Source organism: Pseudomonas sp. 11/12A (assembly GCF_000800055.1).
In the GTDB taxonomy this organism is placed as follows: Bacteria; Pseudomonadota; Gammaproteobacteria; order Pseudomonadales; family Pseudomonadaceae; genus Aquipseudomonas; species Aquipseudomonas mohnii.
Genome location: NZ_JUGV01000001.1, coordinates 170,641 through 197,141, shown reverse-complemented (window position 1 = coordinate 197,141; position 26,501 = coordinate 170,641). Strand labels below are relative to the sequence as shown.

The following is a 26,501-nucleotide window of genomic DNA, read 5'->3' as shown; positions in this document are numbered from 1 at the left end:
GAGGACGAACCAGCGTTAGTTTCCTTCTACATAAAGGAGGTGCACACGGAGCCAGCAGCGAATGAAGTCTTTGAAGTATTATGAAAAAAATCGACACGCCACATAGTTAGAGTTGTTTTTTGATCTGATTTTTGTTGTTGCAATTGGCAAGGTTACGCATACGCTCGGACATGTTCATCAAGGCCACTTTGAACATGGGCAATTATGGACATTTTTACTGCTTTTTGTTCCATTATGGTGGGTCTGGTCTAGTCATACGATTTACTCCAACAGGTTTGATACAGACAGTAATCTTCACCGTTTGGCAACATTATTTATAATGTTGCTGCTCATTGTGCTGTCCGCACGGATTGGGGAAGAACTGGAAGTAAACTATCCGCTTGTTATTGCCTGCTATTTTGGCATACGTGCCATCATCAGTATTATGTACATTACGTCCATAAGCAATCTCGATCACCGTAGCGAATTCTCCTCCAGGCTTGGCTTCGCCCTGTTAGTTAGCGCAGTTGTTAGTCTTTCATCCATTCTTTTTGACCCACCCATGCGTTATCTTGTAGCTTACATTGGGATATTTCTTGATATTCTGCTTCCTGTGTTTTCTTGGAGTAAACTAAAGCCATTGCCAGCCCATACAGAACACTTGGTTGAACGACTAGGCTTGCTCACCCTCATCTTATTGGGCGAGTCAGTGATTAGCCTTTCTGGAGGGTTATCTGACATTCAATGGGATCGTTACAATGTAACGGCGGCAATCACCGGATTTATCATGATTTGCAGTATCTGGTGGATCTATTTTGATAGCTTTTACCTGCTGAGCAAAAATGAAAGCAGTATGAGTGGGCACTCCTTAATTTACTCGCACCTTTTTCTATTTCTGGGGCTAGCACTCCTCGCAAACTTGATCAAACATGCGATCCTGAATGACATTGCGATACGCGATTTCCAGATTGTGTCAATTATCGGCATGGCCTTATTTTTCCTAGGCAAGCAATATGGCTACTTCATAGCCGTACCTAAAATAAGAAAATACATACTACAAAACACCTTGATCGTGTTTTCTTTAGGTGGGCTGGTTATATTCCTACCCCGCGTCGAGTACATATTGGTCGGCCTGACAGCAACCATGATCTGTTATGTTTTCCTGAATTTCAGATATCGTTGAATCTTTATTGTTAGGCCATAGGTTGGGGGGGAGCGCCCTCGAAACCCCGCAGACAAGGTCGAGCAACCCGCTGAACGATTTGGCTAATCTGTTGCATCGACCGGATGAATCCACAGTCGATCTCTGCCGCTCATATCCACGCATCGTGCTGGTCAAATCCGATGCAAATGGGTGGGCAAGTCCGTGCTATTAGCCATTAGCCGAACGAAAGTCTGAGGTCGGCGATGACATTCAATTTTCGGTCGATTAACCCACCACCATCGCGAGCAAGCTCGCTCCTGCAGAGTGCGGTGTTTTGCTGCGGTTTTATGCCAAGTGCACCCACTGCCCACAGAATCGACACAAAATTCCTACAAATTACGTAGCTGACCACCTGTCATCCGGGTGAACGTACGTATATAAAAGCACCCCATTAGCGCAAAGCGGGTGAAGAACTGTTCATCTGAAGCTTCAATGGTTGACACACGCGGAACCGATTAAGCATTTTGTTTCAATTACGCAGGCTGGGGCTCAGGCGCAGCATGTCCAACCCTGTATCGACCCAGCGTTCGGCTTCGGTGTGCAGTTCGAAGCTGTCGGGGGCCAATAGCCACTGGTACAGGATGCCATCGATATAGGCGTGCAAACTGATGGCCGCCCGGGCGGTGTCGAGGTTTTCCGGCAACTGCCCACGATTCACCGCATTTCTCAGCGCCACGCCGATCCGCACATTGCAGTCGAGGCTGGCGGACACGCGTTGCTGACGCAGGTCGCACATTTCATCGGTGAATTCGCACTTATGAAAAAGAATCTCATTGATGCGTCGGGTTTTCGGGTCCAGGGCAATCTGATGAAACAAATGAATCAACAAATTGCGCATGCAGCCCAGTGGATCAGGTTCGGCCTCGTTCTCGCTGGCCTTGGCCATTTCATCCAGTGGCTCATGCAAGGTATCCAGCATGGCCTGAACCAGGTCCGCCTTGTTGCTGAAATGCCAATAGATGGCGCCGCGAGTGACGCCGGCCAGGGCCGCGATGTCGGCCAGCGTCGTGCGCGCCACGCCCCTTTCATAGAAGGCTTTCTCGGCCGCCTCGAGTATCTGGCTGCGCGTTTCTTGAGCTTCCTCTTTGGTACGACGGACCATGGCAGTACAACCTCAATCAGGATGCTTCAGCGATGTTTGACGATCAGCTGAATAAAAGTAGGGCGAGCGCTCTTGGGTATCGTCCCCGGGCCAACAATTCGAACCTTTAAACGGCGTCTGTAACGGTGCGGGTACAGTGCCAAGGTGTTTACAAACAACCATGAACGTAAGTATATTCCTTAGCAAGCTACTTACCCACCCGGTATCCATTTTTAACCTTCCATCTTTTCTTGTGCGTGTCTTGCGCGCCTGACCCGAGGATTTTCATGCAATTCAAGCCAGCTGTTACCGCTCTGGTCGCCGCCATCGCCCTGGCATCATTGCTCAGCGGATGTAAAAAGGAAGAGGCACCCCCGGCTGCACCACCGCCTCAGGTCGGCGTCGTTACCCTGCAAACGCAAACGTTTACGCTCACCTCGGAATTGCCAGGGCGCACCAGTGCGTTCCGCATCGCTGAAGTCCGTCCACAGGTCAACGGCATCATTCTCAAGCGTCTGTTCAAGGAAGGCAGCGATGTCAAAGCCGGCCAGCAGCTGTATCAGATCGATCCGTCGATCTATGAAGCGACGCTCAAAAGCGCAGAAGCCAACCTGCGTTCGACCAAATCGATCTCCGACCGCTACAGGCAACTGGTTGATGAGCAGGCCGTAAGCCGTCAGGAATACGACACCGCCGTGGCCAACCGCCTGCAATCGGAAGCCGCGCTGCAAAGCGCCCAGATCAATGTTCGCTACACCAAGGTTTACGCGCCGTTGACCGGCCGTATCGGTCGTTCGTCGGTGACCGAGGGCGCGCTGGTCAGCAACGGTCAACTCGAAGCCATGGCCGTGATTCAGCAACTGGACCCGATCTACGTCGACGTGACGCAATCCTCGGTCGAACTGCTTGAACTGCGCCGCGAACTGGAAAGCGGTCGCCTGCAAAAGGCTGGCGACAATGCCGCCAAGGTCAAGCTGACCCTTGAGGACGGCAGCCAGTACAAGCTGGACGGCAAGCTGGAATTCTCCGAAGTCTCGGTTGACCAGACCACCGGTTCCGTGACCCTTCGCGCCGTGTTCCCCAACCCTGAGCATACGCTGCTGCCGGGCATGTTCGTGCACGCCCAATTGCAGGCCGGCGTAAACAGTGCGGCAATTCTGGCGCCGCAACAGGGCGTGACTCGCGACCTCAAAGGCAGCCCGACCGCGCTGGTCGTCGGCCCCGACAACAAGGTCGAACTGCGCCAGCTCAAGGCCAGCCGCACCGTCGGCAATCAATGGCTGGTCGAAGACGGTCTGAAGGCCGGCGATCGGTTGATCACCGAAGGTCTGCAATACGTCAAACCTGGCGTGGTAGTCAAAGCCAGCGAAGCGACCAACGTTGCCGCAAAGAACCCGGCCCCCGCTCAGGCAGCTGACAAAGCCGCCGGCGGCAAAGGGGAGTAACTCATGTCAAAATTTTTCATCGACCGTCCGATTTTCGCCTGGGTGATTGCCCTGGTGATCATGCTGGTCGGGGCACTCTCAATCCTCAAATTGCCGATCAACCAGTACCCGAGCATCGCGCCTCCGGCGATCGCCATTTCCGTGACCTACCCGGGCGCTTCCGCGCAGACCGTGCAGGACACCGTGGTGCAAGTGATCGAGCAACAGCTCAACGGTATCGACAACCTGCGTTATGTGTCTTCGGAAAGTAACTCCGACGGCACCATGACCATCACCGCGACCTTCGAGCAAGGCACCAACTCCGATACCGCGCAGGTTCAGGTCCAGAACAAACTGAACCTGGCCACCCCGCTGCTGCCGCAAGAAGTGCAGCAGCAAGGTATCCGCGTGACCAAGGCGGTGAAAAACTTCCTGCTGGTGATTGGCGTGGTCTCGCGCGACGGCAGCATGACCAAGGACGACCTGTCGAACTACATCGTGTCGAACATGCAGGACCCGATCTCCCGGACCGCCGGTGTCGGTGACTTCCAGGTATTCGGTTCGCAATACGCCATGCGCATCTGGCTCGACCCGGCCAAGTTGAACAACTACAACCTGACCCCGATCGACGTCAAAACGGCGATTGCCGCGCAAAACGTGCAGATTTCGTCCGGCCAGCTCGGCGGCCTGCCTGCCCTGCCCGACACGCAGCTGAACGCCACGATCATCGGCAAGACCCGCCTGCAGACCGCCGAGCAGTTCAATAAAATCCTGCTCAAGGTCAACAAGGACGGTTCCCAGGTTCGCCTCAAGGATGTCGCCGAAGTCGGTCTGGGTGGCGAGAACTACAGCATCAACGCCCAGTTCAACGGCGCTCCGGCTTCCGGCCTGGCGGTGAAACTGGCCAACGGTGCCAACGCCCTCGATACAGCCAAAGCCCTGCGCAAGACCATCGACAACCTCAAGCCGTTCTTCCCGCAAGGGATGGAAGTGGTGTTCCCGTACGACACCACCCCGGTGGTGACCGAGTCGATCAAGGGTGTGGTTGAAACCCTGGTCGAAGCGATCGTGCTGGTGTTCCTGGTGATGTTCCTGTTCCTGCAAAACTTCCGCGCCACCGTCATCACCACGATGACCGTGCCGGTGGTGTTGCTCGGTACGTTCGGCATCCTCGCGGCGGCCGGTTTCAGCATCAACACCCTGACCATGTTCGGTATGGTCCTGGCCATTGGCTTGCTGGTGGACGATGCCATCGTCGTGGTGGAGAACGTCGAACGGGTCATGAGCGAGGAAGGCCTGTCACCCAAGGAAGCCACCAAGAAATCCATGGGGCAGATCCAGGGCGCCCTGGTCGGTATCGCCCTGGTGCTCTCGGCGGTACTGCTGCCGATGGCGTTCTTCAGCGGCTCCACCGGTGTGATCTACAAGCAGTTTTCGATCACCATCGTCTCGGCCATGGCCCTGTCGGTACTGGTTGCCCTGATCTTCACCCCGGCGCTCTGCGCCACCATGCTCAAGGCGATTCCCAAAGGCGAGCACGGCACGCCAAAACGCGGCTTCTTCGGCTGGTTCAACCGCAACTTCGACCGTGGCGTACGCCGTTACGAGCGTGGCGTGGGCAGCATGCTCGCGAACAAGGCCCCGTACCTGCTGGCTTACCTGCTGATCGTCGTCGGCATGATCTGGCTGTTCACCCGTATTCCAACGGCGTTCCTGCCGGAAGAAGACCAGGGCGTGTTGTTCGCCCAGGTGCAGACGCCTGCCGGCTCGACCGCCCAGCGCACCCAGGTGGTGGTGGACGAAATGCGTGAATTCCTGCTGCGTCCGGGCAAGGATGGCGGTGAAGGCGACGCGGTGAACTCGGTGTTTACCGTGACCGGTTTCAACTTCGCCGGTCGCGGCCAGAGTTCGGGCATGGCGTTCATCATGCTCAGACCCTGGCATGAACGTAACGCCGACAACAACGTGTTCAAGGTCGCGGCCCGCGCCCAGCAGCACTTCTTCACGTTCCGCGATGCCATGGTGTTCGCTTTCGCGCCCCCGGCCGTACTGGAACTGGGTAACGCCACCGGTTTCGACGTGTTCCTGCAAGATCGCGCCGGTATCGGTCACGAAAAGCTGATGCAAGCCCGCAACCAGTTCCTCGGCATGGCCGCGCAAAGCAAAGTGTTGTCGCAAGTGCGTCCGAACGGCCTGAACGACGAACCGCAATATCAATTGGAAATCGATGACGAGAAGGCCAGTGCCCTGGGCATCACCATCGCCGACATCAACAACACCCTGTCGATTGCCCTGGGCAGTAGCTACGTCAACGACTTCATCGACCGCGGTCGGGTGAAGAAGGTGTACGTGCAAGGCCAGCCGGGGTCACGCATGAGCCCGGAGGACCTGAAGAAGTGGTACGTGCGTAACAGCGCCGGCACCATGGTTCCGTTCTCGGCGTTCGCCAAGGGCGAGTGGATCTACGGCTCGCCGAAACTGGCCCGTTACAACGGCGTTGAAGCGATGGAGATCCTCGGTGCCCCGGCGCCGGGTTATTCCACCGGTGAAGCCATGGCCGAAGTCGAAGCCATAGCCCAGAAACTGCCGGCGGGTGTCGGTATCTCCTGGACCGGCCTGTCCTACGAGGAACGTTTGTCCGGTTCGCAAGCGCCAGCGCTGTACGCGTTGTCGCTGCTGATGGTGTTCCTGTGTCTGGCCGCGTTGTATGAAAGCTGGTCGATTCCGATCGCGGTGATGTTGGTGGTGCCGCTGGGGATCATCGGTGCGCTGATGGCCACCAGCCTGCGCGGTCTGTCCAACGACGTGTACTTCCAGGTGGGTCTGCTGACGACCATCGGTCTGGCGGCGAAAAACGCCATTCTGATCGTCGAATTCGCCAAGGAACTCCACGAACAGGGACGCAGCCTGCGTGATGCGGCGATCGAAGCCTGCCGCATGCGTCTGCGACCGATCATCATGACCTCGCTCGCCTTCGTTCTCGGTGTGGTACCACTGGCTATTTCCACGGGTGCGGGTTCCGGTAGCCAGCATGCAATCGGTACCGGGGTGATTGGCGGTATGATCACGGCCACTGTGCTGGCGATCTTCTGGGTCCCACTGTTCTTCGTCACCGTGTCGTCCATAGGCCAGCGTAAAAACGCCGACCAGGACGACGCCACTGAAACTCCTAAAGAGGCTGGCTAATGAGCAAGTCGCTACTCTCCCTGGCAGTCGCCGCCTTCGTACTGGGTGGCTGCTCGCTGATACCTGATTATCAGCAGCCGCAAGCGCCAGTGGCGGATCAATACCCGCAGGGGCCGGCGTATTCGCCAGCCCAGGCGCCTGCCCAGGCCGCCGCGGAACAAGGCTGGAAGCAGTTTTTCCACGATCCGGCACTGCAGCAGTTGATCCAGGTCGCCCTGGAAAACAACCGAGACCTGCGTGTCGCGGCCCTGAACATCGACGCCTTCGCGGCTCAATACCGCATCCAGCGCGCCGACCTGTTCCCGGCCGTTTCAGCCAATGGCAGCGGCAGCCGCCAACGCGTTCCGGCCGACTCCTCACAAACCGGTCAGGCGGGCATCAACAGCTCCTACTCGGCAACGGTCGGTATCAGCGCGTATGAGCTCGACCTGTTCGGTCGGGTGCGCAGCCTGAGCGAAGAAGCCTTGCAGAGATACTTCGCCACCGAAGAAGGCCGCCGCAGCACCCAGATCAGCCTGGTGGCCAGCGTGGCCAACGCCTACCTGACCTGGCAGGCCGACAAGGAACTGCTGAAGGTCACCCAGGACACCCTCGGCGCGTTCGAGGAGAGCTACAAGCTCACCGCCCGCAGCAACGAAGTGGGGGTCGCTTCGGCCCTGGACCTGGCGCAGTCACGCACCTCGGTGGAAAACGCCCGTGCGCAATTGGCCAAGTACACCCGCCAGGTCGCCCAGGATGAAAACAGCCTGGTGCTGCTGCTTGGCACCGGTATCCCGGCCAACCTGCCCGCCGCCAGACCGTTGTCTGAAAAGCTGCTGGCCGACGTACCGCCGGGCCTGCCGTCGGACTTGCTGCAACGTCGTCCGGACATCCTTCAGGCCGAATACAACCTCAAGGCCGCCAACGCCAACATCGGCGCCGCACGGGCCGCGTTCTTCCCGAGCATCAGCCTGACGGCCAACGCCGGGACCCTGAGCCCGGACCTGTCCGGTCTGTTCAAGGGCGGTTCGGGCACCTGGCTGTTCCAGCCGCAGATCAACCTGCCGATCTTCAACGCCGGCAGCCTGCGCGCCAGCCTGGATTATTCGAAGATCCAGAAAGACATCGGTGTGGCGAACTACGAGAAGTCCATTCAAACGGCCTTCCAGGAAGTCGCCGATGGCCTGGCCGCCCGCCAGACCTATGTTCAGCAGTTGCAGGCACAGCAAGACTTCGTCAGTGCCAACCAGGACTACTACCGCCTGGCCGAGCGCCGCTACCGCATCGGTGTCGACAGCAACCTGACCTTCCTCGATGCCCAGCGTCAGCTGTTCAGCGCCCAACAAGCGCTGGTCACCGATCGTCTGGCGCAACTGGTCAGCCAGGTCAATCTGTACAAGGCACTGGGTGGTGGCTGGAACGAACAGACGGCGAAGAACGAGCCGTTGAAGGAAGAAGCGCCGAAGATGAAGTATTTCTGATAGCGCCCCGAATGACAGGAAGCCCACCTTTTGGTGGGCTTTTTGTTGGCGGCGAGAAAAGTTTTGTCGTCAGGCAGTGCCCATCGTCGGAACGTCGCCCGGAGCAAGCTCACTGCCACAGTGTCTCTGTGGAGCTCGACTTTGTGAGCTCACGCTAAACCTGTGGGAGCGGGCTTGCCCGCGATGAGGCCAGCACACTCACCGCATATCCAGACTTAATCTTGCGTTCGATTATCGCCCAGAACCCGCTTTCACAGATTGAACCATCCAGTACATTCCAAGCACCATCCGAACCACAAAACCAATAACAACAGGTTCGACACCATGCCCCCGCGCCCTGCCCTGTCCGGCTGATACCCAGGTTCCACCCCGAATTGACCGAGTTTTTTTGTCTGCACCCAGCGGGTTGCGGCATGCCCCCATTCATCCACAAGAATTAGAGAGACCCGAGCCCATGACGCCTTCCAACGCGCCGTATTTCGTACCCAGCCTGATCGCCATCGCCCTGGCCAGCGCGACCCTGCCTGCCCAGGCCGAAGAGTCGGGCTTTGTCGAAGGCGCCAAGGTCAACCTGAACCTGCGCAACTTCTACATCAACCGCAACTTCACCAACCCGACCAAGGCTCAAGGCAAGGCTGAGGAGTGGACGCAGAGTTTCATCCTCGATGCCAAATCCGGGTTCACCCAGGGCACCGTCGGCTTCGGCATGGATGTGCTGGGGCTGTACTCGGTGAAACTCGACGGCGGCAAAGGCACCGGTGGCACGCAGTTGCTGCCGCTGGACCACGATGGTCGCCCGGCGGACAACTTCGGTCGCACCAACGTGGCGTTCAAGGCCAAGCTGTCGCAAACCGAGGCTAAGGTGGGCGACTGGATGCCCGTGCTGCCGATCCTGCGTTCGGATGACGGGCGCTCTCTGCCGCAAACCTTCCGCGGCGGCCAGATCACCTCGAAGGAAATCGACGGCCTGACGCTCTACGGCGGCCAGTTCCGGCAGAACAGCCCACGTGACGACAGCAGCATGAGCGACATGTCGATGACCGGCAAAGCGGCGTTCACCTCTGATCGATTCAACTTCCAGGGCGGCGAATACCAGTTCAACGAAAAACGCACCCAGATCGGTGTGTGGAACGCTGAACTCAAGGACATCTACAGCCAGCAATTCATCAACCTGGTGCACAGCCAGCCATTGGGTGACTGGACCCTGGGCGCCAACCTCGGTTTCTTCTACGGCAAGGATGACGGTAGCGCCCGCGCCGGCCAGCTGGATAACAAAACCCTGTTTGGCCTGTTCTCGGCCAAGTACGGCGGCAACACCTTTTACGTCGGCCTGCAGAAACTCACCGGCGACAGTCCGTGGATGCGGGTCAACGGCACCAGCGGTGGCACCCTGGCCAACGACAGTTACAACTCCAGCTATGACAACGCCCGGGAAAAATCCTGGCAAGTGCGTCACGACTACAACTTCGTCGCCCTCGGCGTGCCGGGCCTGACCCTGATGAACCGCTACATCAGCGGCGATAACGTGCATACCGGCAACATCACCGACGGCAAGGAATGGGGACGTGAAAGTGAACTGGGCTACACCGTGCAGAGCGGTGCGCTGAAGAACCTGAACCTGAAATGGCGTAACTCGACCATGCGCCGTGATTACAGCAACAACGAGTTCGATGAGAACCGCCTGATCATCAGCTATCCGATCAGCCTGTTGTAGGAGCATGGCTTGCCAGCGATGGCGATCTCATCGACGCCATCGCTGGCAGGCCAGCTCCCACAGGGATCTTCAGTGACCACAGAATTGGCGTTCACATCGGACCACTGTGGGAGCTGGCCTGCCAGCGATAGCATCAGCTCAGGCACCGAAAACCACCAGGATCACTCCCGCGATTCAATCCCCAATTCATCCCAGACCGACTCGGCCAGGTGGAACGTGGCATTGGCTGCCGGAATACCGCAGTAAATCGCGCTCTGCATGATCACTTCCTTGATCTCGCCACGGCTGACGCCATTGTTGGCGGCGGCGCGCAGGTGCAGCTTGAGCTCCCCCTCGCGGTTCATGCCAATCAGCATGGCGATGGTGATCAGGCTGCGGGTGTGGCGCGGCAGGCCCGGGCGGGTCCAGATGTCGCCCCAGGCGTGGCGGGTGATCATTTCCTGAAACTCCGAGTTGAACTCGGTCAACGCGGTCAGACTGCGGTCGACGTGGGCGTCGCCCAGTACCGCGCGACGGACTTTCATGCCCTCGTCGTAACGTTGTTTTTCGTCCACGACAGTCCCCTTAATGAGCCAACAAAAACGCCAGAACCCGCTCGCTGAACGCGGCGCCGGCCTGAACGTTGGACAAATGCGCGGCATAGAACTCGGCGTACTCGGCGCCGGCCACATGCTCCTGAATGAAGTGCCCACCGGACGGCGGCGTTACCGCGTCTTCGGTGCCGGCGATCACCAACAGTGGCACCTTGATCGAGCCCAATTGATCGCGGAAATCGGCATCGCGTACCGCCGCGCAGTTGGCTGCATAGCCTTCGGGTGAAGTGGCCGCCAGCATGTCGGTGATCTGCTTGGCCGCCGTCGGGTTGGCGGCGGAGAAGTCCGGAGTGAACCAGCGAGCAATCGACGCATCGCGCAGGGCAACCATGGCCGCAGGGCCGTCACGCAGCACGGTTTCGATGCGCGGATTCCACACCGACAGTTCGCCGATTTTCGCCGCGGTGTTGCACACCACTAGCGAATTCAAGCGTTCGCCGGCATTGATCCCCAGCCACTGGCCGATCAAGCCGCCCATGGACAAGCCACAGAAATGCGCACGCTCGATGTGCAAGGCATCAAGCAGCGCGAGCACGTCGTGGCCCAGTTGCTCGATGCTGTAGGGGCCCGGCGTCACCAGCGACTGGCCGTGGCCACGGGTATCGAAACGCAATACGCGGAAATGCTCGGTGAAGGCCGCCATTTGCGCGTCCCACATGTGCAGGTCGGTACCCAGGGAGTTGGACAGCACCAGCACCGGCGCATTGGCCGGGCCGTCGAGTTGGTAATGCAATTCGCCCTCGGCGAGTTGTACGAAAGCCACAGCAATCTCCTTCAGGCAGTCAATGCAGAATGTTCAGCCACCGCTCGCTCGACCCAGGTACGGGCCTGACCGAGGTAATGGGCGGGGTCCAACAGATGATCGAGTTCAGCCGCCGACAGCTCGGCGGTCACTTGCGGCTCGTCGCCGAGCACCGCGCGCAGGTGCCGGTGTTCGGCCACCGCGCGTTTGCAGCATTGCTCCAACAGATGATGCGCCGTATCGCGCCCCACCCGTTGTGCGAGGACGATGCTCACCGCTTCGGCAAGCACCAGGCCTTGGGTCAGGTCGAGGTTGCGGGCCATGCGCCCGGCGTCCACTTCCAGGCCCTGGGTCACCAACAGCGCTTGTTTCAGGCTGCCGGACACCAGGCAGCAAATCTCCGGCAGGGTTTCCCATTCGGCATGCCACAGCCCCAGGCTGCGCTCGTGTTCCTGCGGCATGGCGCTGAACAGCGTCGAGAGCAGGCCCGGCACGCGAGTCGCGGCGCCGATCAGCACCGCCGCGCCCACGGGGTTGCGCTTATGCGGCATGGTCGAGGAACCGCCCTTGCCGGGAGCCGAGGGCTCGAACACTTCGGCGGCTTCGGTCTGCATCAACAGGCTGATGTCACGCCCGAGCTTGCCGAGACTGCCAGCGATCAATCCCAGCACCGAACCGAACTCCACCAGACGATCACGCTGGGTGTGCCAGGGTTGATCGGGCAAGGTCAGGCGCAGTTCCTCGGCCAAGGCCTGGGCAATCGGCATCGCCTGCTCACCGAGTGCCGCGAGGGTTCCCGAAGCGCCACCGAATTGCAGCACCAGCAAACGCGGTTTGAGTTCGAGCAAACGCTGGCGACTACGGGTGACTGCACCCAGCCAGCCGGCGATCTTCATGCCCAGGGTGACCGGCGTTGCGTGTTGCAACCAGGTGCGCCCGGCCAGTGGCGTGGCCGCATATCGTTGGGCTTGGGTGGCGAGCGTCTGGCCCAGTTGCGCCAGATCGCTGTCGATCAGTTGCAGTGCGCGACGCAATTGCAGGACCAGACCGCTGTCCATCACGTCCTGACTGGTGGCGCCCAAGTGCACATAGCGCTCGGCCTGGGCATCGTTCGCCGCGATCTGTTTGCCCAAGGCCTTGACCAACGGAATCGCCGAATTACCCGCCGTGGCAATGGCTTCGCCGAGAGCCGCAAAATCGTAATGCCCGGCCTGGCAGGCTGCCTCGATCGGCGCCACCGCCGTGTGCGGAATCAGACCGACCCGAGCTTCGGCCCTGGCCAGCGCCGCTTCAAAATCGAGCATGGCCTGAACCCGGCCCTGATCGCAGAACACTTCACGCATCTCGCGGGCAGTGAAATAGGCATCGAACAATTGATTGCCCGGTCGCTCGTTCATAAACAGTCCTTGGAAGCGCGGGCCACTCGGGCCCGCGGGTATGGATCAAAGGTCATGATGCAGGTACTTCGCTTGCTTGGGCAGGCGCAGGCTGAACAGGAGCGCGATCGCCATCATCACGGTCACGTACCAGTAGAAGGAGTTTTCCATGCCCCCCGCTTTAAGGCTCAAGGCCACATATTCCGCCGAACCGCCGAAGATCGCATTCGCCACCGCATACGCCAGGCCGACGCCCAGTGCCCGGACTTCCGGCGGGAACATCTCGGCTTTCACCAGGCCGCTGATCGAGGTGTAGAAACTGACGATCGCCAGCGCCACGGTAATCAGCACAAAGGCCAGGAACGGACTGCTGATGCTTTTCAGGCTCAGCAGGATCGGCACGGTGAACAGCGTACCGAGGGCGCCGAACCAAAGCATCGAGTTACGACGGCCGATCTTGTCGGCGAGCATGCCGAACAGCGGCTGCATGCACATATAAAGGAACAGTGCGCCCGTCATGATGTAGCTGGCGGTCTTGGCCGGCATGCCGGCGGTGTTCACCAGGTACTTCTGCATGTAGGTGGTGAAGGTGTAGAAAATCAGCGAGCCACCGGCGGTGTAGCCGAGCACGGTGATGAACGCGGCTTTATGGTCGCGGAACAGCGCGCTGATGCTGCCGGCGTCCTTGTTTTCACGCATTTCCTTGCTGGTGGTTTCTTTCAGCGTACGACGCAGGAACAACGAAATCAGCGCGGCCACCGCACCGACCACGAACGGGATCCGCCAGCCATAGGCACGCAGGTCATCTTCGGTGAGGAACTGTTGCAGGACCACCACCAGCGACACCGCCAGCAATTGCCCGCCAATCAGCGTCACGTACTGGAATGAAGCGAAGAAACCACGCTGACCCTTGAGCGCGACTTCGCTCATGTAGGTGGCGGTGGTGCCGTATTCGCCGCCCACCGACAGGCCCTGGAGCAGACGGGCGAACAGCAGCATGATCGGCGCCCAGACGCCGATGCTGTTGTAGGTCGGCAGGCAAGCGATGAGCAATGAGCCGAAGCACATCATCAGAATCGAGATCAGCATCGAATTCTTGCGCCCGTGCTTGTCCGCAACCCGGCCAAAAATCCACCCACCTATCGGCCGCATCAGGAACCCGGCGGCAAACACACCGGCGGTGTTGACCAACTGCACCGTAGGGTTATCGGACGGAAAGAAGGCAGGCGCGAAATAGATCGCACAGAAGGCGTAGACGTAGAAGTCGAACCATTCAACCAGGTTGCCGGACGAGGCGCCGACAATGGCGAAGATCCGCTTGTTGCGCTCTTCGCCGGTGTATAGCGGTTCTGAAACAGTAGTCGTTGTCATTGTTTTTCACTCAATGGGGACAGTGTGAGTCTAGACACACTTTGCAACAGCCCCGTTCCGCAGAAGCATTAGCGACGTCGCTCCCTATAGGGTGCTGCGCTCTCAATAGTCGAAGAACACCGTCTCCGCCTCAGTGCCTTGCAAAATCACATTCCACTGATAGACACCGGTCGCATCCTGCTTCGCCAGCAAGGTGTCGCGGCGTTCGACCGGCACGCACTCGAGCAGCGGGTCCGACCCATTGGCCGGTTCGCCGTCGAAATAGATCCTCGTCAGCAAGTGCTTCACCAGTCCGCGTGCGAACACCAACACCACCAGGTGTGGCGCCTGGGTCGTGCCCTTGAGGCCTTCCACCGTACCCGGTTTGATGGTGGTGAAACGGAACCGACCTTCAGCATCCACCGGTATCCGGCCAAAACCTTCGAAGTTCGGGTCCAGGGGTTTGTCCTGGTCGTCTTCCGGGTGGTCGTATTTGCCGGCGGCGTTGGCCTGCCAGACTTCCAGCATCGCATCGTTGACAACGTCGCCGTTACCATCGAGCACCTGCCCGGTGATGGCCACGCGCTCACCCAGGGTCTGTTCGACGGTCAGGTTTTCACGGTTCAGCCAGGTCAAGCCGATGTGGTAGTAAGGTCCGACGGTATGGGATGTGGTCGCAGTCAGCGTCATCTTATTTCTCCATCGGCGTGGCATCGCGGCCGCGCAAAACGATGTCCCAGCGATAACCGAGGGCGTAGGAAGGGATGGTTTTTTCCAGGTCGAAGCTGGCGATCAAGCGTTCTTTGGCACTGGTGTCGGGCACGCAGTTGTAGATCGGGTCGTACGCCAGCAGCGGGTCGCCCGGGAAATACATTTGCGTGACCAGGCGCGTCAGAATGCTCGGCCCGAACAGCGAAAAATGGATGTGCGCCGGGCGCCAGGCATTGTGGTGGTTGCCCCACGGATAGGCACCAGGCTTGATGGTCTGGAACTGGTACCAGCCATCAGCGTCGGTGACGGTGCGGCCAGTACCGGTGAAATTCGGGTCCAGCGGCGCGTCGTGCAGATCGCGGGCATGGTTGTAGCGACCGGCAGCATTGGCCTGCCAGATTTCCACCAGAATCCCCGGCACCGGCAGACCATTCTCATCCAGCACGCGGCCGTGGATGATGATGCGCTCACCCAGCGGCTCGCCCTCATGCTGAGCCGTCAGGTCATTGTCCTGCTCGTGGATGCGCTCGGCGCCGATGGTCGGCCCGGTGATTTCCGACAGCGAATGAGGCAAGAACACCAGAGGCTTGGACGGCGAGCGCAGGTTGGTGGATTGGTAAGTCGGGTGCAGGTAAGGCGGCTGAGTGCCTTCCTGCGGGCGACGGTAACCAGGCTTGTCAGTCATGAAGCATTCCTCTGTTGTTCTTGTCTTCGAAGCGGGTCAGACGCGCTCGATTGCCAACGCCAGCCCTTGGCCAACGCCGACGCACATGGTCGCCAGGCCTTTCTTGCCACCGGTTTTTTCCAGTTGATGCAGAGCCGTCAAGACCAAGCGCGCTCCACTCATGCCCAACGGATGCCCCAAGGCAATGGCGCCACCGTTCGGGTTGACCTGAGGCGCGTCGTCCGCGATGCCCAGCTCGCGCAGCACCGCCAAACCCTGGCTGGCGAAGGCTTCGTTGAGTTCGATCACGTCGAAATCGCTGACAGCCACGCCCAGGCGTTCGGTCAGTTTGCGTACCGCCGGCACCGGGCCGATGCCCATCACCCGAGGCGCAACACCGGCACTGGCCATGCCCAGCACTTTGGCACGAGCGGTCAGGCCGTGTTTTTTCACGGCTTCGGCCGACGCCAGGATCAGCGCAGCTGCACCGTCGTTCACGCCCGAAGCGTTACCGGCGGTCACGGTTTTGTCGGGGCCGTTGACCGGTTTGAGTTTGGTCAGGGCTTCGAGGGTGGTATCGGCGCGAGGATGCTCATCCTGGCTGACCACGGTTTCACCCTTCTTGTGGGCAATGCGCACTTCGACGATTTCTTCGGCGAAAAAGCCTGCGGCCTGGGCCACGGCGGTGCGTTGCTGGCTGCGCAGGGCGAAAGCGTCCTGATCGGCGCGGGAGACCTTGTAGTCGTCAGCCACGTTGTCAGCGGTCTGCGGCATCGCATCCACACCGTACTGGGCTTTCATCAACGGGTTGATGAAACGCCAGCCAATGGTGGTGTCTTCGAGCTTCATGTTGCGCGAGAACGCGGCATCGGCCTTGCCCATCACGAACGGCGCGCGGGACATCGACTCGACACCACCAGCAATCGCCAACTCCATTTCACCGCTGGCAATGGCGCGGAATGCGGTGCCAATGGCGTCCATACCCGAAGCGCAAAGGCGATTGAGGGTCACGCCCGGAATGGTTTCCGGCAGCCCCGCCAGCAGCAGCGCCATGCGCGCCACGTTGCGGTTGTCTTCACCGGCCTGGTTGGCGCAGCCGAGGAACACCTCGTCCACCGCATTCCAGTCCACCGACGGATTACGCTCCATCAAAGCCTTGATTGGCACGGCGGCCAGGTCGTCGGCGCGAACCGCCGACAGACCACCGCCGAAACGGCCGATGGGGGTACGAATCGCGTCGCAGATATAAACGTCACGCATTATGCTTCTCCTGGGGCTTGGCCGTGGGCCGCTGCAGTAAGGGCTTCGAGGTCACGCAGTGCCGTCAGTTCGACTCCGGTCGGGTCGGCAGTGCTATCGATGTGATCGGCAAAACAGCCATTGGGGCGGGCTTCCGTTTGTTATCGACCGACAGTGAAAAAGGCGCCGATGCGCAGCGCCGGGATCACTGAAGATTAAGCCTCTGAAAAACGCCAAACAATCCGATAATCGAATGAGCGTTCGCCTATCGAACACATTGTTATCTCACTACCGATCATCGCTCAGGTCGCATCCGCATGACTGACCAGGCCCTTGATCACCACCGCCGTCGTGGCGAGCGCCGCCGGAATCACCAGCGCGGTCAGCACTTGCTCGAAGTTCCAGCCCAGGCCCAACAGCGTTGCCCCCATCCACGCCCCCAGGATGGCGCCGAAGCGGCCAATGCCGAGCATCCACGACACGCCGGTGGCACGTCCCTGAGTCGGATAGAACCGCGCCGCCAGCGAAGGCATTGCCGATTGCGCACCGTTGACGCACATCCCGGCGATCAGCACCAGGGTCGCCAATATCGTGATGTTGCCCAGGCTCTGCCCTACCGCGTAGGCAAACACCCCGGCCAACAGGTAGAAAGTGCCGATGACCTTGTGCGGATTGAACCGGTCCATCGCCCAACCCACGCCCACGGCACTCAATACGCCACCGAATTGGAACAGCGCACCGATGAACGCCGCTTGCTCCATGCTGGCGCCACTGTCACGCATCAGGGTCGGCAGCCAACTGGTCAGCAAGTACACGATCACCAGGCCCATGAAATAGGTCAGCCACAACAACAGCGTGCCGACGCTGTAGGTGCCGGAGAAGATCACCGCAAACACGTTGCGCGCCTTCACGGTTTTCTGTTCCGGCACACTGAAACTGGAAGCCTGGGCAACCACTGTCGGGTCAATCGGCGCCAGCGCCTTGCGCACTTTGTCGGTGCCACGGTTGCGCACGACGAGATAGCGCGCCGATTCCGGCAGCCACAGCAGCAACACGACGCCGAGGATCAACGGCAGGACCCCACCGATCAGCAACAAGCTGTGCCAGCCGAACGTCGGGATCAACTTGGCGGAAATAAATCCGCCCCCGGCCATGCCAAGGTTGAAACCGCAGAACATGCTGGTCACCAGCAAGGATTTCTTGCGTTCCGGGGTGTATTCCGACAGCAGTGTGGTGGCGTTGGGCATGCCCGCACCCAATCCCAGGCCAGTCAGGAAACGCAACACGAGCAACTGGTCGACATTGGTGCTGTAGGCCGAGGCCAGGCTGAACGCACCGAACAACAACACCGCCCCCACCAGTACGACTTTTCGCCCGAAGCGGTCAGCCAAAGGACCGGAGCCCAGCGCGCCGAACACCATGCCGATCAGTGCCGCACTCATCACCGGGCCGAGACTGGCGCGATCGATGCCCCAGTCCTGAGACAGGGCCGGCGCGATGAACCCCATGGCGGCCGTGTCGAGGCCATCGAGGAAGACAATCAGAAAACACAGGATCACCACTCGCCACTGATAGCGCGAAATGGGTTGAGCGTTGATGAAGGACTGCACGTCGAGGCAGTTACCTACAGCAGACTGAGGCTGGTTCATTATTTTTATTCCACGCAAAAAACGCAGTCGAACAGGGGCCAGCCGTGGCTGACGCTGTGACAGGGAAAAGGGGTGTCGGGATCAGGCAATTCGGGCCTGACAAGAAAAACAGTGGGAACGGCTGCAGGTCGGGAACATGCGCATGAGGGGTGCCTCTTCTCATTATTATGGGGTCGTCGTCCGGCGCCGAATCGGTACCGACAGCGCCGGATGACGCTGCCGCGACATTAATGAGCCAAGGGAAAGAGCGTCAATTCACCGAACGCGACTCTGTGCGTTTATCGAACAGCTTAGCTAAACAGCTGGGTACTGAGGTCGCGGCTGGCACTCAACAGGCCGGGCAGGAAGCGCTGTTCCAGTTCGTTGCGACTCACCCGTCCGGCGTGGGTGCTGACGTTCAGGGCCGCAACGACCTGACCGGACGCGTCGTACACCGGAACGGCAATCGAGCGCAGGCCCTGCTCCAGTTCCTGATCGACGATGCACCAACCCTGTTGCCGCACTTCCTGCAAGCACTCCAGCAGTGCTTCGGGGGTGTGGATGGTTCGACTGGTCTTGGCTTGCAGTTCCGCGTGGTCGAGGTACTCACCCAGCGACGTATCATCCAGGGCGGCCAGCAGGATCCTGCCCATCGACGTGCAATAGGCCGGCAAGCGCCCGCCCACCGAGAGGTCAACCGAAATCAGGCGCTGGGTGGTTGCCGAGCGGGCGATGTACAAGATGTCATCGCCTTCCAGGGTCGCCATGTTGCAGGCTTCGTGCAGTTGCTCGCTCATGCGGTCCAGATACGGCTGGGCAGAGACCGCCAGCGGCGTGGAGGAAACATAGGCATGCCCGAGGGTCAGCACTTTGGGTAGCAGGGAATAAGTCCGGCCATCGGTGGTGGCATAACCGAGCTTGATCAGCGTATGCAAGCAACGGCGCACGGCAGCACGGGGAATTTCCGTGCGATGACTGATCTGGGCGATGGTCAGGTGCCGCTTGCGTTCCTGGAACGCTTGCACGACGGCCAGTCCACGCGCCAGGGACGTCATGAAATCCGGGTCGCCGGTCAGGGCCTGGATCCGTTTGGCGGGTGAAGCGACAATCGGCGGAGCCACTGAAGCGAAAGAGTTGCGCAATTGATCGTTCATTTAAGGTCCTTATCCACACGGATCGGTGACTACTACAAGCGGCTACTGGCCTGCTGCACCAGCCCACCCCATCAACATTGGGCGATTATCGAACTATCGGCCGATAATCGCAATCGACGCTGTGCACAATCCCGCCGCTCACTGACCGGGCGGCACGGCTTTCCTGAGATGTTGTTACTCTGGAATCCGTGCGGACTTTACGATTCGATGTAGTTACCCAAGTTGCTCGACTTAATGGCGTCAGAAAGACATCGCAGCCAAGTGGCATCAGACACCTATCTAGTTAGCCGAAAGTTAGGGGTAACAAACCAATCACACATCAAGATCGACTTTTAACTCATTGGCGATAGTGTTCTGTGATTCGCTCGCTATAATGCAATTCAGTCGCCAAGCGGTTTTTTACTTGCCCAACCGACTACGCGGTGGCGCGATATTCCATCGCCGCCACCCACAGCAAGCGCCTGACGCTGCCTGCATTTGCATCGCCAACGCGCTCGCTGAACAGGAAACTGATGCTACGTCAGCCGTTCTTCTCTGGTGCCGTGGCCGCCTGCAACATGGAAGTATAGATCCCGCTGCCGTAAACGATGCCTTCAAGGGCGTCGTCATTTCGATGAGTGTGGTCAATACATTGAGCAGCGCGTTTTCACCAGAATTTATCTCAACTCAATCAGGTAGCACTGTGACGAAAGACGAACTGCGCGCGGAACTTGAGCGCCAGGAACAACGTTACAAGGAAGTTTACGGCGGGGAAGTCACCACCTACGCCGCCCAGCCCGAACCGGAACGCAAACCCTGGCGTAAACGCGCCACCGTTCAGGATCAGGCATTCACCCAGGAACTGCAGAAGATGGAAAAGGAACTCAAGGCCGAAGAGCCATGACTGCTTCGGCCTGAGTCCTTTCAAGGGTCTGCATTTACACCCGTTAAAAGCGGGATGTATTGATGTTGCCTTTTGCGCCTGCTACAAGCGGGCAGCGACCACCTTGACCATCGGACGAGGTAAAAGGCTCACATCTGACCCTCCTCTCAGAAATTTCATACAAGCATTCAGCACGCTCCTCTCAGGAACTGAAACCCTTGCAGCACAAGGCTTTTCAAATAAATTCAATGACTTGCAAGGCCTGAAAAATCACGGATTTTTCGGGTACTGATGCAAAATAAATCGTTGAAGAATGTTACCGATGAGCAGCTAGTGCATCGATTCACAGTCTTTTCTGGCATAATCGCGCCCCCTTATGACCGGGTCAGAAAACCTTCATGATCGATTTATTCAGCGGACTGGATGCTTGGGTGCTTGTGAGCCTCTTGCTCGCCCTGGCTTTTGTCCTCGCCTTCGAGTTCATCAATGGATTTCATGACACCGCTAACGCGGTCGCCACTGTTATCTACACCAAAGCGATGCCGCCGCACTTGGCAGTGTTCTTTTCCGGTGTGTTCAATTTCCTCGGCGTACTGCTGGGCGGCGTTGGCGTGGCGTATGCCATCGTTCACCTGCTTCCGGTGGAACTGCTGATCAATGTGAACACCGGCCACGGCCTGGCAATGGTGTTCTCGTTGCTCGCCGCCGCCATCACCTGGAACCTGGGCACCTGGTACTTCGGCATCCCCGCTTCCAGCTCTCACACATTGATCGGCTCGATCCTCGGCGTGGGCCTGGCCAACGCACTGATCAACGATATCCCCCTGGCTGACGGGGTGAATTGGCAGAAAGCGATCGATATCGCAGCATCGCTGGTGTTCTCGCCGATGGCGGGCTTCCTGATCGCCGCGCTGATACTGATCGGCCTCAAGTGGTGGCGCCCACTGTCGAAGATGCACAAGACACCGGAACAGCGCCGCAAGATCGACGACAAGAAACATCCGCCGTTCTGGAACCGCCTGGTACTGGTGATTTCGGCGATGGCCGTGAGCTTCGTGCACGGTTCCAACGATGGCCAGAAAGGTATTGGTCTGATCATGTTGGTATTGATCGGTATCGTACCGGCGCAGTTCGTACTCGACCTGACCAGCACCACATACCAGATCGAGCGGACCCGTGACGCGACCCTGCACTTGAGCCAGTTTTACCAGCGCAATAACGAAACCCTGGGTGAATTCCTGGCCCTGGGCAAAAGTGTGGAAGGTGATCTGCCGGAGAAATTCCGTTGCAACCCGCAACAGACCGAACCGACCATCGCCGCCCTGCTCGGCACCCTCAAGGGTGTAGCCGACTATCACTCGCTGACATCGGAACAGCGGATCGAAGTACGTCGCTACCTGCTCTGCCTGGACGACACGGCGAAGAAAGTCAGCAAGTTGCCAGGCCTGGCGGCACGTGAAAAAGCTGACCTGGACAAGCTGCGCAAAGACCTGACCACCACGACCGAATACGCCCCGTTCTGGGTGATTCTGGCGGTCGCACTGGCCCTCGGCATGGGTACCATGATCGGCTGGAAACGCGTGGTACTGACCATCGGCGAGAAGATCGGCAAGCAGGGCATGACCTACTCCCAGGGCATGTCGGCACAGATCACCACCGCGAGCCTGATCGGCCTGGCCAACATCTTCAGCCTGCCGGTGTCCACGACTCACGTCTTGTCTTCAGGTGTGGCCGGTACCATGGTCGCCAACAAAAGCGGCCTCCAGGGCGGCACCGTCAGAAACATCCTGCTGGCCTGGGTTCTGACCCTGCCAGCCACGGTGGGCCTGTCGGCCGGGCTGTTCTGGCTGGCCTCGAAGGCACTCGGCAGCTGATACGCAGCCGAACGAACAAGGCGCGCTCCGCAAGGACCGCGCCTTTTTTATTGACATGCAATTCTGCAGAAACAGCAATCCTCCTGTGGGAGCGAACCCTGCATTGTCGATCAGTTTTTCGCAGACAAAAAAAAGGGCAACCGAAGTTGCCCAAAATGCCTTGCGTGCTCATTACATCAAGAAAGACTTACGGTTTTTTCCGCTTGTGCGAGTCCTTCCAGATAAAAAATCCGAATCCTGCAAAGAACACCAACATGAGGCTGACGGTCAGCACTCCGGCGATCACCACGTTGTCGAAAAACATGACGCGTCTCCTGCAGTTGCCTTGTTGCGATGGGATTAAGTTATCCAAACAGGCAGGAGAGAATATTGATCGGGGTCAATGTCGCCCGATTACGGGCGCTGGACCGGGAGTAAAGGAGGGGGAAACTGACCTGCATCAATTAATGCAGCGGGTTTAGCGCTTTTTCGGTTTGTTTTTTGGCTTTTTCTTCGCTTTCCCCAAAGGCATGGCCTGCTCGAACGCCTGGCGCACTTCATTCAAGCGCTTGTCGTTGAGGTCATGGATGCGCTTGGCGCGTTCGGCGTTGAGGTCGATCAGCTTGTCGTCTTGGCTCATGGGGTTAAGTGCATCGCTTGAATTGAGATTGCGCTGCCGTATCGATTGGCAGGGTTTTGCCAATAATGCGGTCTGATGACCTCGCTGACCAGTCGCGAACTCAAATCTCGATATCGACCCACAAACCTTGACGTGGCTGATCCACCATCAGCGGCGCCACGGGCACGGTGTTATCGGCGTTCAATTCATCACCCGGGATCGCCAGGTGCGCCTCGGGGTCATCATCGGCTTCACGACGGCGTCGTTCGCGCTCCTGCCGCCGCCGCTGTTCCTCGCGCAACAGCAATGTGGCTTCGTCGGAGTCGCGATTTTTCAGGTCAATGGTGCTGTCGCTGGAGCTCTCCTGCGCAGGCACCACAGGTGCAATGTCAGGGCGCGGACGGACCGGGTCATGCTGTGAAGTGATCGGCACGGCACTCAAGGGGAGTATCGGTGGCAGCATATTTAGTGGTCTCCTGTCAGCAGGCTGTCGGCTGCGGGGGTGGCGACTTGAGCCATCGGTCGCAAACTGTGACTCAGTTGGCACTCGTGAATGCCGTACCACCCGCAAAAAATGCATCCGGTTCAACTGGCGGCCTGGAGCTTAAAGCTTGCCGCCGCTCCTATTCTTTTGGCCCTCAAGCCCTCATTCCGTTAAGATAGCCCGCTTTTTCAAGGTGGGAGTCAGGCAGCATGGCGCAGCAGTATCAACCGGGGCAACGCTGGATCAGTGACAGCGAAGCCGAGCTGGGTTTGGGCACCGTTCTGGCACAGGACGGCCGCTTGTTGACCGTGCTCTACCCGGCCACTGGCGACACCCGCCAGTACGCGCTACGGAATGCGCCCCTCACCCGCGTGCGGTTCTCGCCGGGTGACACCATCACTCACTTCGAAGGCTGGAAACTGACCGTTCGCGAAGTCGACGATGTCGATGGCCTGCTGGTTTACCACGGCCTCAACGCGCAGAACGAAGTGGTCACCCTGCCGGAAACCCAACTGTCGAACTTCATCCAGTTCCGTCTGGCCAGCGACCGACTGTTCGCCGGGCAGATCGACCCGCTGCCCTGGTTTTCCCTGCGTTACCACACCCTGGAACACACCAGCCGCCAGTTGCAGTCCGCGCTGTGGGGCCTGGGTGGCGTGCGTGCGCAACCGATCGCACACCAGTTGCACATCGCCCGCGAAGTCGCCGACCGTATCGCTCCACGGGTTCTGCTGGCCGACGAAGTGGGCCTGGGCAAGACCATCGAAGCCGGTCTGGTGATCCATCGCCAACTGCTGTCGGGTCGCGCCAATCGCGTGCTGATCCTGGTGCCGGAGAACCTTCAGCACCAGTGGCTGGTGGAAATGCGTCGTCGCTTCAACCTGCAGGTCGCGCTGTTCGACGAAGAACGCTTCATCGAAAGCGATGCCAGCAACCCGTTCGAAGACACTCAGCTCGCACTGGTGGCCCTCGAATGGCTGGTTGAGGATGAAAAAGCCCAGGACGCACTGTTCGCAGCGGGTTGGGATTTGTTAGTGGTCGACGAAGCGCACCACCTGGTGTGGCACGAAGATCAGGTCAGCCCTGAATATTCGCTGGTCGAGCAACTGGCCGAAACCATCCCTGGCGTACTGCTGCTGACCGCGACCCCGGAACAACTGGGCCAGGACAGCCACTTCGCCCGTCTGCGCCTGCTCGATCCGAACCGTTTCCATGACCTGCACGCCTTCCGCGCCGAGAGCGAAAACTATCGCCCGGTGGCCGAGGCCGTTCAGGAATTGCTGGACCAGGGGCGTCTGTCGCCTGAAGCGCACAAGACCATCCACGGTTTCCTCGGCAACGAAGGCGAAGCCCTGCTGACAGCCGTCAACGATGGCGATACCGAAGCCAGCGCCCGCCTCGTGCGCGAACTGCTCGACCGCCACGGCACTGGCCGCGTGCTGTTCCGCAACACCCGCGCCGCCGTACAGGGTTTCCCGGAACGCAAACTGCACCCGTACCCGCTGCCGTGCCCGGACGAGTACCTCGAGTTGCCATTGGGCGATCACGCCGAGCTCTACCCGGAAGTCAGCTTCCAGGCGCAGCCGGACGCCAACGAAGAAGATCGCTGGTGGAAATTCGATCCCCGCGTCGAATGGTTGATCGACACCCTCAAGATGCTCAAACGCACCAAGGTACTGGTGATCTGTGCTCACGCCGAAACCGCCATGGACCTGGAGGACGCGCTGCGCGTGCGCTCCGGCATCCCGGCCACGGTGTTCCATGAGGGCATGAACATCCTCGAGCGTGACCGCGCCGCCGCTTACTTCGCCGACGAAGAGTTTGGTGCGCAAGTGCTGATCTGCTCGGAAATCGGCAGTGAGGGTCGCAACTTCCAGTTCTCCCATCACCTGGTGCTGTTCGATCTGCCGTCCCACCCGGACCTGCTGGAACAACGTATCGGCCGACTGGACCGGATCGGTCAGAAACACGTCATTGAGCTGCACGTGCCGTACCTGGAAACCAGCCCGCAAGAGCGCCTGTTTCAGTGGTACCACGAAGCGCTGAACGCGTTCCTCAACACCTGCCCGACCGGCAACGCCCTGCAACATCAGTTCGGCCCGCGCCTGCTGCCTTTGCTGGAAGAGGCCGATGATGGCGAGTGGCAAGCGCTGATCGACGAAGCCCGCACCGAACGCGAACGTCTGGAAGCCGAACTGCATACTGGCCGCGACCGCCTGCTGGAACTCAATTCCGGCGGCGCCGGCGAAGGCGATGCCTTGGTCGAAGCCATCCTTGAGCAAGACGATCAATTCGCCCTGCCGATCTATATGGAAACCCTGTTCGACGCATTCGGCATCGACAGCGAAGACCATTCGGAAAACGCACTGATCCTCAAGCCGAGCGAGAAAATGCTCGACGCCAGCTTCCCGCTGGGCGACGACGAAGGCGTGACCATCACCTACGACCGCAACCAGGCGCTGTCCCGCGAAGACATGCAGTTCATCACCTGGGAGCACCCGATGGTGCAGGGCGGCATGGATCTGGTTTTGTCCGGTTCCATGGGCAATACCGCCGTGGCGCTGATCAAGAACAAGGCACTCAAGCCTGGCACCGTGTTGCTGGAACTGCTGTATGTCAGTGAAGTGGTTGCCCCGCGCTCACTGCAACTGGGCCGTTACCTGCCGCCGGCCGCCCTGCGTTGCCTGCTCGACCCGAACGGCAACGACCTGTCGGCCCGGGTGTCGTTCGAAACGCTGAACGATCAACTGGAAAGCGTACCGCGCGCCAGCGCCAACAAGTTCATCCAGGCCCAGCGCGATCAGCTGACCCCACGGATCAACGCTGGCGAAGAAAAGATCACCCCGCGTCACGCCGAACGTGTAGCCGAGGCGCAACGTCGTCTGGCGGCCGATACCGATGAAGAACTGGCACGCCTGACCGCCTTGCAAGCGGTCAATCCGACCGTACGCGACAGCGAACTGGTTGCCCTGCGCAAACAACGCGAGCAAGGCCTGGCCATGCTCGAAAAGGCTGCGCTGCGACTGGAAGCGATTCGGGTGTTGGTGGCAGGTTAAGCCCCCTGCTCCACCGCTATAAATGAAAAGGCCCGCAGCGATGCGGGCCTTTTTATTTCCTGTAATGAATCGGCTGCTGCTGATGGGTTCTTCGCGAGCAAGCGCTCACAGGCTTGGGCTGT

General features: G+C 59.3%; 21 protein-coding genes and 1 pseudogene. 8 read left to right on the top strand and 14 right to left on the bottom strand.

The genetic code is table 11. From position 1 onward, the window contains the following. Positions 1 to 112: 112 nt before the first annotated feature. A complete protein-coding gene (locus GQ39_RS00890) occupies positions 113 to 1,162 on the top strand; it encodes a low temperature requirement protein A (protein ID WP_236693069.1) in 1,050 nt (349 codons plus the stop codon). Positions 1,163 to 1,652: 490 nt separating this feature from the next. Here the strand turns inward: GQ39_RS00890 and emhR are convergent, their stop codons facing one another. After that, on the bottom strand, positions 1,653 to 2,285 hold the full coding sequence (emhR, locus tag GQ39_RS00885) for an efflux system transcriptional repressor EmhR (protein ID WP_047526517.1): 633 nt from the start codon (positions 2,283 to 2,285) through the stop codon (positions 1,653 to 1,655). A 266-nt stretch (positions 2,286 to 2,551) separates the two neighbouring features. On the opposite strand from emhR, the gene emhA reads away from it, so the two are divergent. The 4 genes from emhA to GQ39_RS00865 all read left to right on the top strand — a co-directional run bounded on the left by emhA (position 2,552) and on the right by GQ39_RS00865 (position 10,048). Beyond that, positions 2,552 to 3,709, top strand: coding sequence for an efflux RND transporter periplasmic adaptor subunit EmhA (gene emhA, locus GQ39_RS00880; RefSeq protein WP_047526515.1), 1,158 nt, complete (start codon positions 2,552 to 2,554; stop codon positions 3,707 to 3,709). 3 nt (positions 3,710 to 3,712) lie between these two features. Next, a complete protein-coding gene (emhB, locus tag GQ39_RS00875) occupies positions 3,713 to 6,874 on the top strand; it encodes an efflux RND transporter permease subunit EmhB (RefSeq protein ID WP_047526514.1) in 3,162 nt (1,053 codons plus the stop codon). Beyond that, positions 6,874 to 8,334: an efflux RND transporter outer membrane subunit EmhC gene (gene emhC / locus GQ39_RS00870; protein ID WP_047526512.1), complete on the top strand. Its 1,461-nt coding sequence runs from the start codon at positions 6,874 to 6,876 to the stop codon at positions 8,332 to 8,334. The genes emhB and emhC overlap by 1 nt, the downstream gene beginning before the upstream one ends. 454 nt (positions 8,335 to 8,788) lie before the next feature. Further along, positions 8,789 to 10,048: an OprD family porin gene (locus tag GQ39_RS00865; RefSeq protein WP_047526510.1), complete on the top strand. Its 1,260-nt coding sequence runs from the start codon at positions 8,789 to 8,791 to the stop codon at positions 10,046 to 10,048. A 161-nt stretch (positions 10,049 to 10,209) separates the two neighbouring features. Here the strand turns inward: GQ39_RS00865 and pcaC are convergent, their stop codons facing one another. The 10 genes and pseudogenes from pcaC to pcaR all read right to left on the bottom strand — a co-directional run bounded on the left by pcaC (position 10,210) and on the right by pcaR (position 19,505). Beyond that, positions 10,210 to 10,602, bottom strand: coding sequence for a 4-carboxymuconolactone decarboxylase (pcaC, locus tag GQ39_RS00860; protein ID WP_047526509.1), 393 nt, complete (start codon positions 10,600 to 10,602; stop codon positions 10,210 to 10,212). 10 nt (positions 10,603 to 10,612) lie between these two features. Then, complete coding sequence (pcaD, locus tag GQ39_RS00855) at positions 10,613 to 11,404, bottom strand: 3-oxoadipate enol-lactonase (RefSeq protein WP_047526507.1); 792 nt, start codon at positions 11,402 to 11,404, stop codon at positions 10,613 to 10,615. Between the two features lie 11 nt (positions 11,405 to 11,415). Next, entirely contained in the window at positions 11,416 to 12,780 is a 1,365-nt protein-coding gene (locus GQ39_RS00850) for a 3-carboxy-cis,cis-muconate cycloisomerase (protein ID WP_047526506.1), read from the bottom strand. A gap of 45 nt (positions 12,781 to 12,825) precedes the next feature. After that, positions 12,826 to 14,130, bottom strand: a complete 1,305-nt coding sequence (locus GQ39_RS00845; RefSeq protein WP_047526504.1) for an MFS family transporter — start codon at positions 14,128 to 14,130, stop codon at positions 12,826 to 12,828. A gap of 102 nt (positions 14,131 to 14,232) precedes the next feature. Beyond that, the gene (pcaG, locus tag GQ39_RS00840; RefSeq protein ID WP_047526502.1) at positions 14,233 to 14,799 is read right to left on the bottom strand and encodes a protocatechuate 3,4-dioxygenase subunit alpha; all 567 of its coding nucleotides are present in this window, start codon (positions 14,797 to 14,799) and stop codon (positions 14,233 to 14,235) included. A gap of 1 nt (position 14,800) precedes the next feature. After that, positions 14,801 to 15,505 (bottom strand): protocatechuate 3,4-dioxygenase subunit beta, encoded by a 705-nt coding sequence (pcaH, locus tag GQ39_RS00835; RefSeq protein WP_047526500.1) that lies wholly within the window; start codon positions 15,503 to 15,505, stop codon positions 14,801 to 14,803. Positions 15,506 to 15,541: 36 nt separating this feature from the next. Then, complete coding sequence (gene pcaF, locus GQ39_RS00830; RefSeq protein ID WP_177329345.1) at positions 15,542 to 16,747, bottom strand: 3-oxoadipyl-CoA thiolase; 1,206 nt, start codon at positions 16,745 to 16,747, stop codon at positions 15,542 to 15,544. Further along, a pseudogene (locus GQ39_RS32090) lies at positions 16,744 to 16,836 on the bottom strand (CoA-transferase subunit beta); the annotation flags it as partial. The pseudogene GQ39_RS32090 and the gene pcaF, both read right to left, overlap by 4 nt. A 189-nt stretch (positions 16,837 to 17,025) precedes the next feature. Continuing rightward, a complete protein-coding gene (locus GQ39_RS00825; protein ID WP_047526498.1) occupies positions 17,026 to 18,372 on the bottom strand; it encodes an MFS transporter in 1,347 nt (448 codons plus the stop codon). Positions 18,373 to 18,662: 290 nt separating this feature from the next. Next, positions 18,663 to 19,505 (bottom strand): pca regulon transcriptional regulator PcaR, encoded by an 843-nt coding sequence (pcaR, locus tag GQ39_RS00820; protein ID WP_047526497.1) that lies wholly within the window; start codon positions 19,503 to 19,505, stop codon positions 18,663 to 18,665. Positions 19,506 to 20,187: 682 nt separating this feature from the next. On the opposite strand from pcaR, the gene GQ39_RS00815 reads away from it, so the two are divergent. Together GQ39_RS00815 and GQ39_RS00810 are read left to right on the top strand one after the other, a co-directional pair. Continuing rightward, a complete protein-coding gene (locus GQ39_RS00815) occupies positions 20,188 to 20,388 on the top strand; it encodes a hypothetical protein (RefSeq protein ID WP_007935837.1) in 201 nt (66 codons plus the stop codon). Between the two features lie 377 nt (positions 20,389 to 20,765). Further along, positions 20,766 to 22,241: an inorganic phosphate transporter gene (locus GQ39_RS00810; RefSeq protein ID WP_047526489.1), complete on the top strand. Its 1,476-nt coding sequence runs from the start codon at positions 20,766 to 20,768 to the stop codon at positions 22,239 to 22,241. 187 nt (positions 22,242 to 22,428) lie between these two features. Here the strand turns inward: GQ39_RS00810 and ccoM are convergent, their stop codons facing one another. From ccoM to GQ39_RS00800, 3 genes are all read right to left on the bottom strand, one after another. Continuing rightward, complete coding sequence (gene ccoM, locus GQ39_RS33545) at positions 22,429 to 22,545, bottom strand: cytochrome c oxidase subunit CcoM (protein WP_008056860.1); 117 nt, start codon at positions 22,543 to 22,545, stop codon at positions 22,429 to 22,431. 153 nt (positions 22,546 to 22,698) lie between these two features. Continuing rightward, positions 22,699 to 22,860: a hypothetical protein gene (locus GQ39_RS32910; RefSeq protein WP_007998358.1), complete on the bottom strand. Its 162-nt coding sequence runs from the start codon at positions 22,858 to 22,860 to the stop codon at positions 22,699 to 22,701. Positions 22,861 to 22,960: 100 nt separating this feature from the next. Then, a complete protein-coding gene (locus tag GQ39_RS00800) occupies positions 22,961 to 23,302 on the bottom strand; it encodes a hypothetical protein (protein WP_047526487.1) in 342 nt (113 codons plus the stop codon). Positions 23,303 to 23,532: 230 nt separating this feature from the next. Between GQ39_RS00800 and rapA the strand changes: the two genes are divergently transcribed. After that, on the top strand, positions 23,533 to 26,379 hold the full coding sequence (gene rapA / locus GQ39_RS00795) for an RNA polymerase-associated protein RapA (protein WP_047526485.1): 2,847 nt from the start codon (positions 23,533 to 23,535) through the stop codon (positions 26,377 to 26,379). Positions 26,380 to 26,501 lie beyond the last annotated feature (122 nt).

What these genes read in the sequence shown, in the direction of transcription:
- emhR (WP_047526517.1), bottom strand. Translation starts at nt 2,285, where the DNA reads ATGGTCCGTCGTACCAAAGAGGAAGCTCAAGAAACGCGCAGCCAGATA.
- emhA (WP_047526515.1), top strand. Translation starts at nt 2,552, where the DNA reads ATGCAATTCAAGCCAGCTGTTACCGCTCTGGTCGCCGCCATCGCCCTG.
- emhB (WP_047526514.1), top strand. Translation starts at nt 3,713, where the DNA reads ATGTCAAAATTTTTCATCGACCGTCCGATTTTCGCCTGGGTGATTGCC.
- emhC (WP_047526512.1), top strand. Translation starts at nt 6,874, where the DNA reads ATGAGCAAGTCGCTACTCTCCCTGGCAGTCGCCGCCTTCGTACTGGGT.
- GQ39_RS00865 (WP_047526510.1), top strand. Translation starts at nt 8,789, where the DNA reads ATGACGCCTTCCAACGCGCCGTATTTCGTACCCAGCCTGATCGCCATC.
- GQ39_RS00850 (WP_047526506.1), bottom strand. Translation starts at nt 12,780, where the DNA reads ATGAACGAGCGACCGGGCAATCAATTGTTCGATGCCTATTTCACTGCC.
- GQ39_RS00845 (WP_047526504.1), bottom strand. Translation starts at nt 14,130, where the DNA reads ATGACAACGACTACTGTTTCAGAACCGCTATACACCGGCGAAGAGCGC.
- pcaG (WP_047526502.1), bottom strand. Translation starts at nt 14,799, where the DNA reads ATGACGCTGACTGCGACCACATCCCATACCGTCGGACCTTACTACCAC.
- pcaH (WP_047526500.1), bottom strand. Translation starts at nt 15,505, where the DNA reads ATGACTGACAAGCCTGGTTACCGTCGCCCGCAGGAAGGCACTCAGCCG.
- GQ39_RS00825 (WP_047526498.1), bottom strand. Translation starts at nt 18,372, where the DNA reads ATGAACCAGCCTCAGTCTGCTGTAGGTAACTGCCTCGACGTGCAGTCC.
- pcaR (WP_047526497.1), bottom strand. Translation starts at nt 19,505, where the DNA reads ATGAACGATCAATTGCGCAACTCTTTCGCTTCAGTGGCTCCGCCGATT.
- GQ39_RS00810 (WP_047526489.1), top strand. Translation starts at nt 20,766, where the DNA reads ATGATCGATTTATTCAGCGGACTGGATGCTTGGGTGCTTGTGAGCCTC.
- ccoM (WP_008056860.1), bottom strand. Translation starts at nt 22,545, where the DNA reads ATGTTTTTCGACAACGTGGTGATCGCCGGAGTGCTGACCGTCAGCCTC.
- GQ39_RS32910 (WP_007998358.1), bottom strand. Translation starts at nt 22,860, where the DNA reads ATGAGCCAAGACGACAAGCTGATCGACCTCAACGCCGAACGCGCCAAG.
- GQ39_RS00800 (WP_047526487.1), bottom strand. Translation starts at nt 23,302, where the DNA reads ATGCTGCCACCGATACTCCCCTTGAGTGCCGTGCCGATCACTTCACAG.
- rapA (WP_047526485.1), top strand. Translation starts at nt 23,533, where the DNA reads ATGGCGCAGCAGTATCAACCGGGGCAACGCTGGATCAGTGACAGCGAA.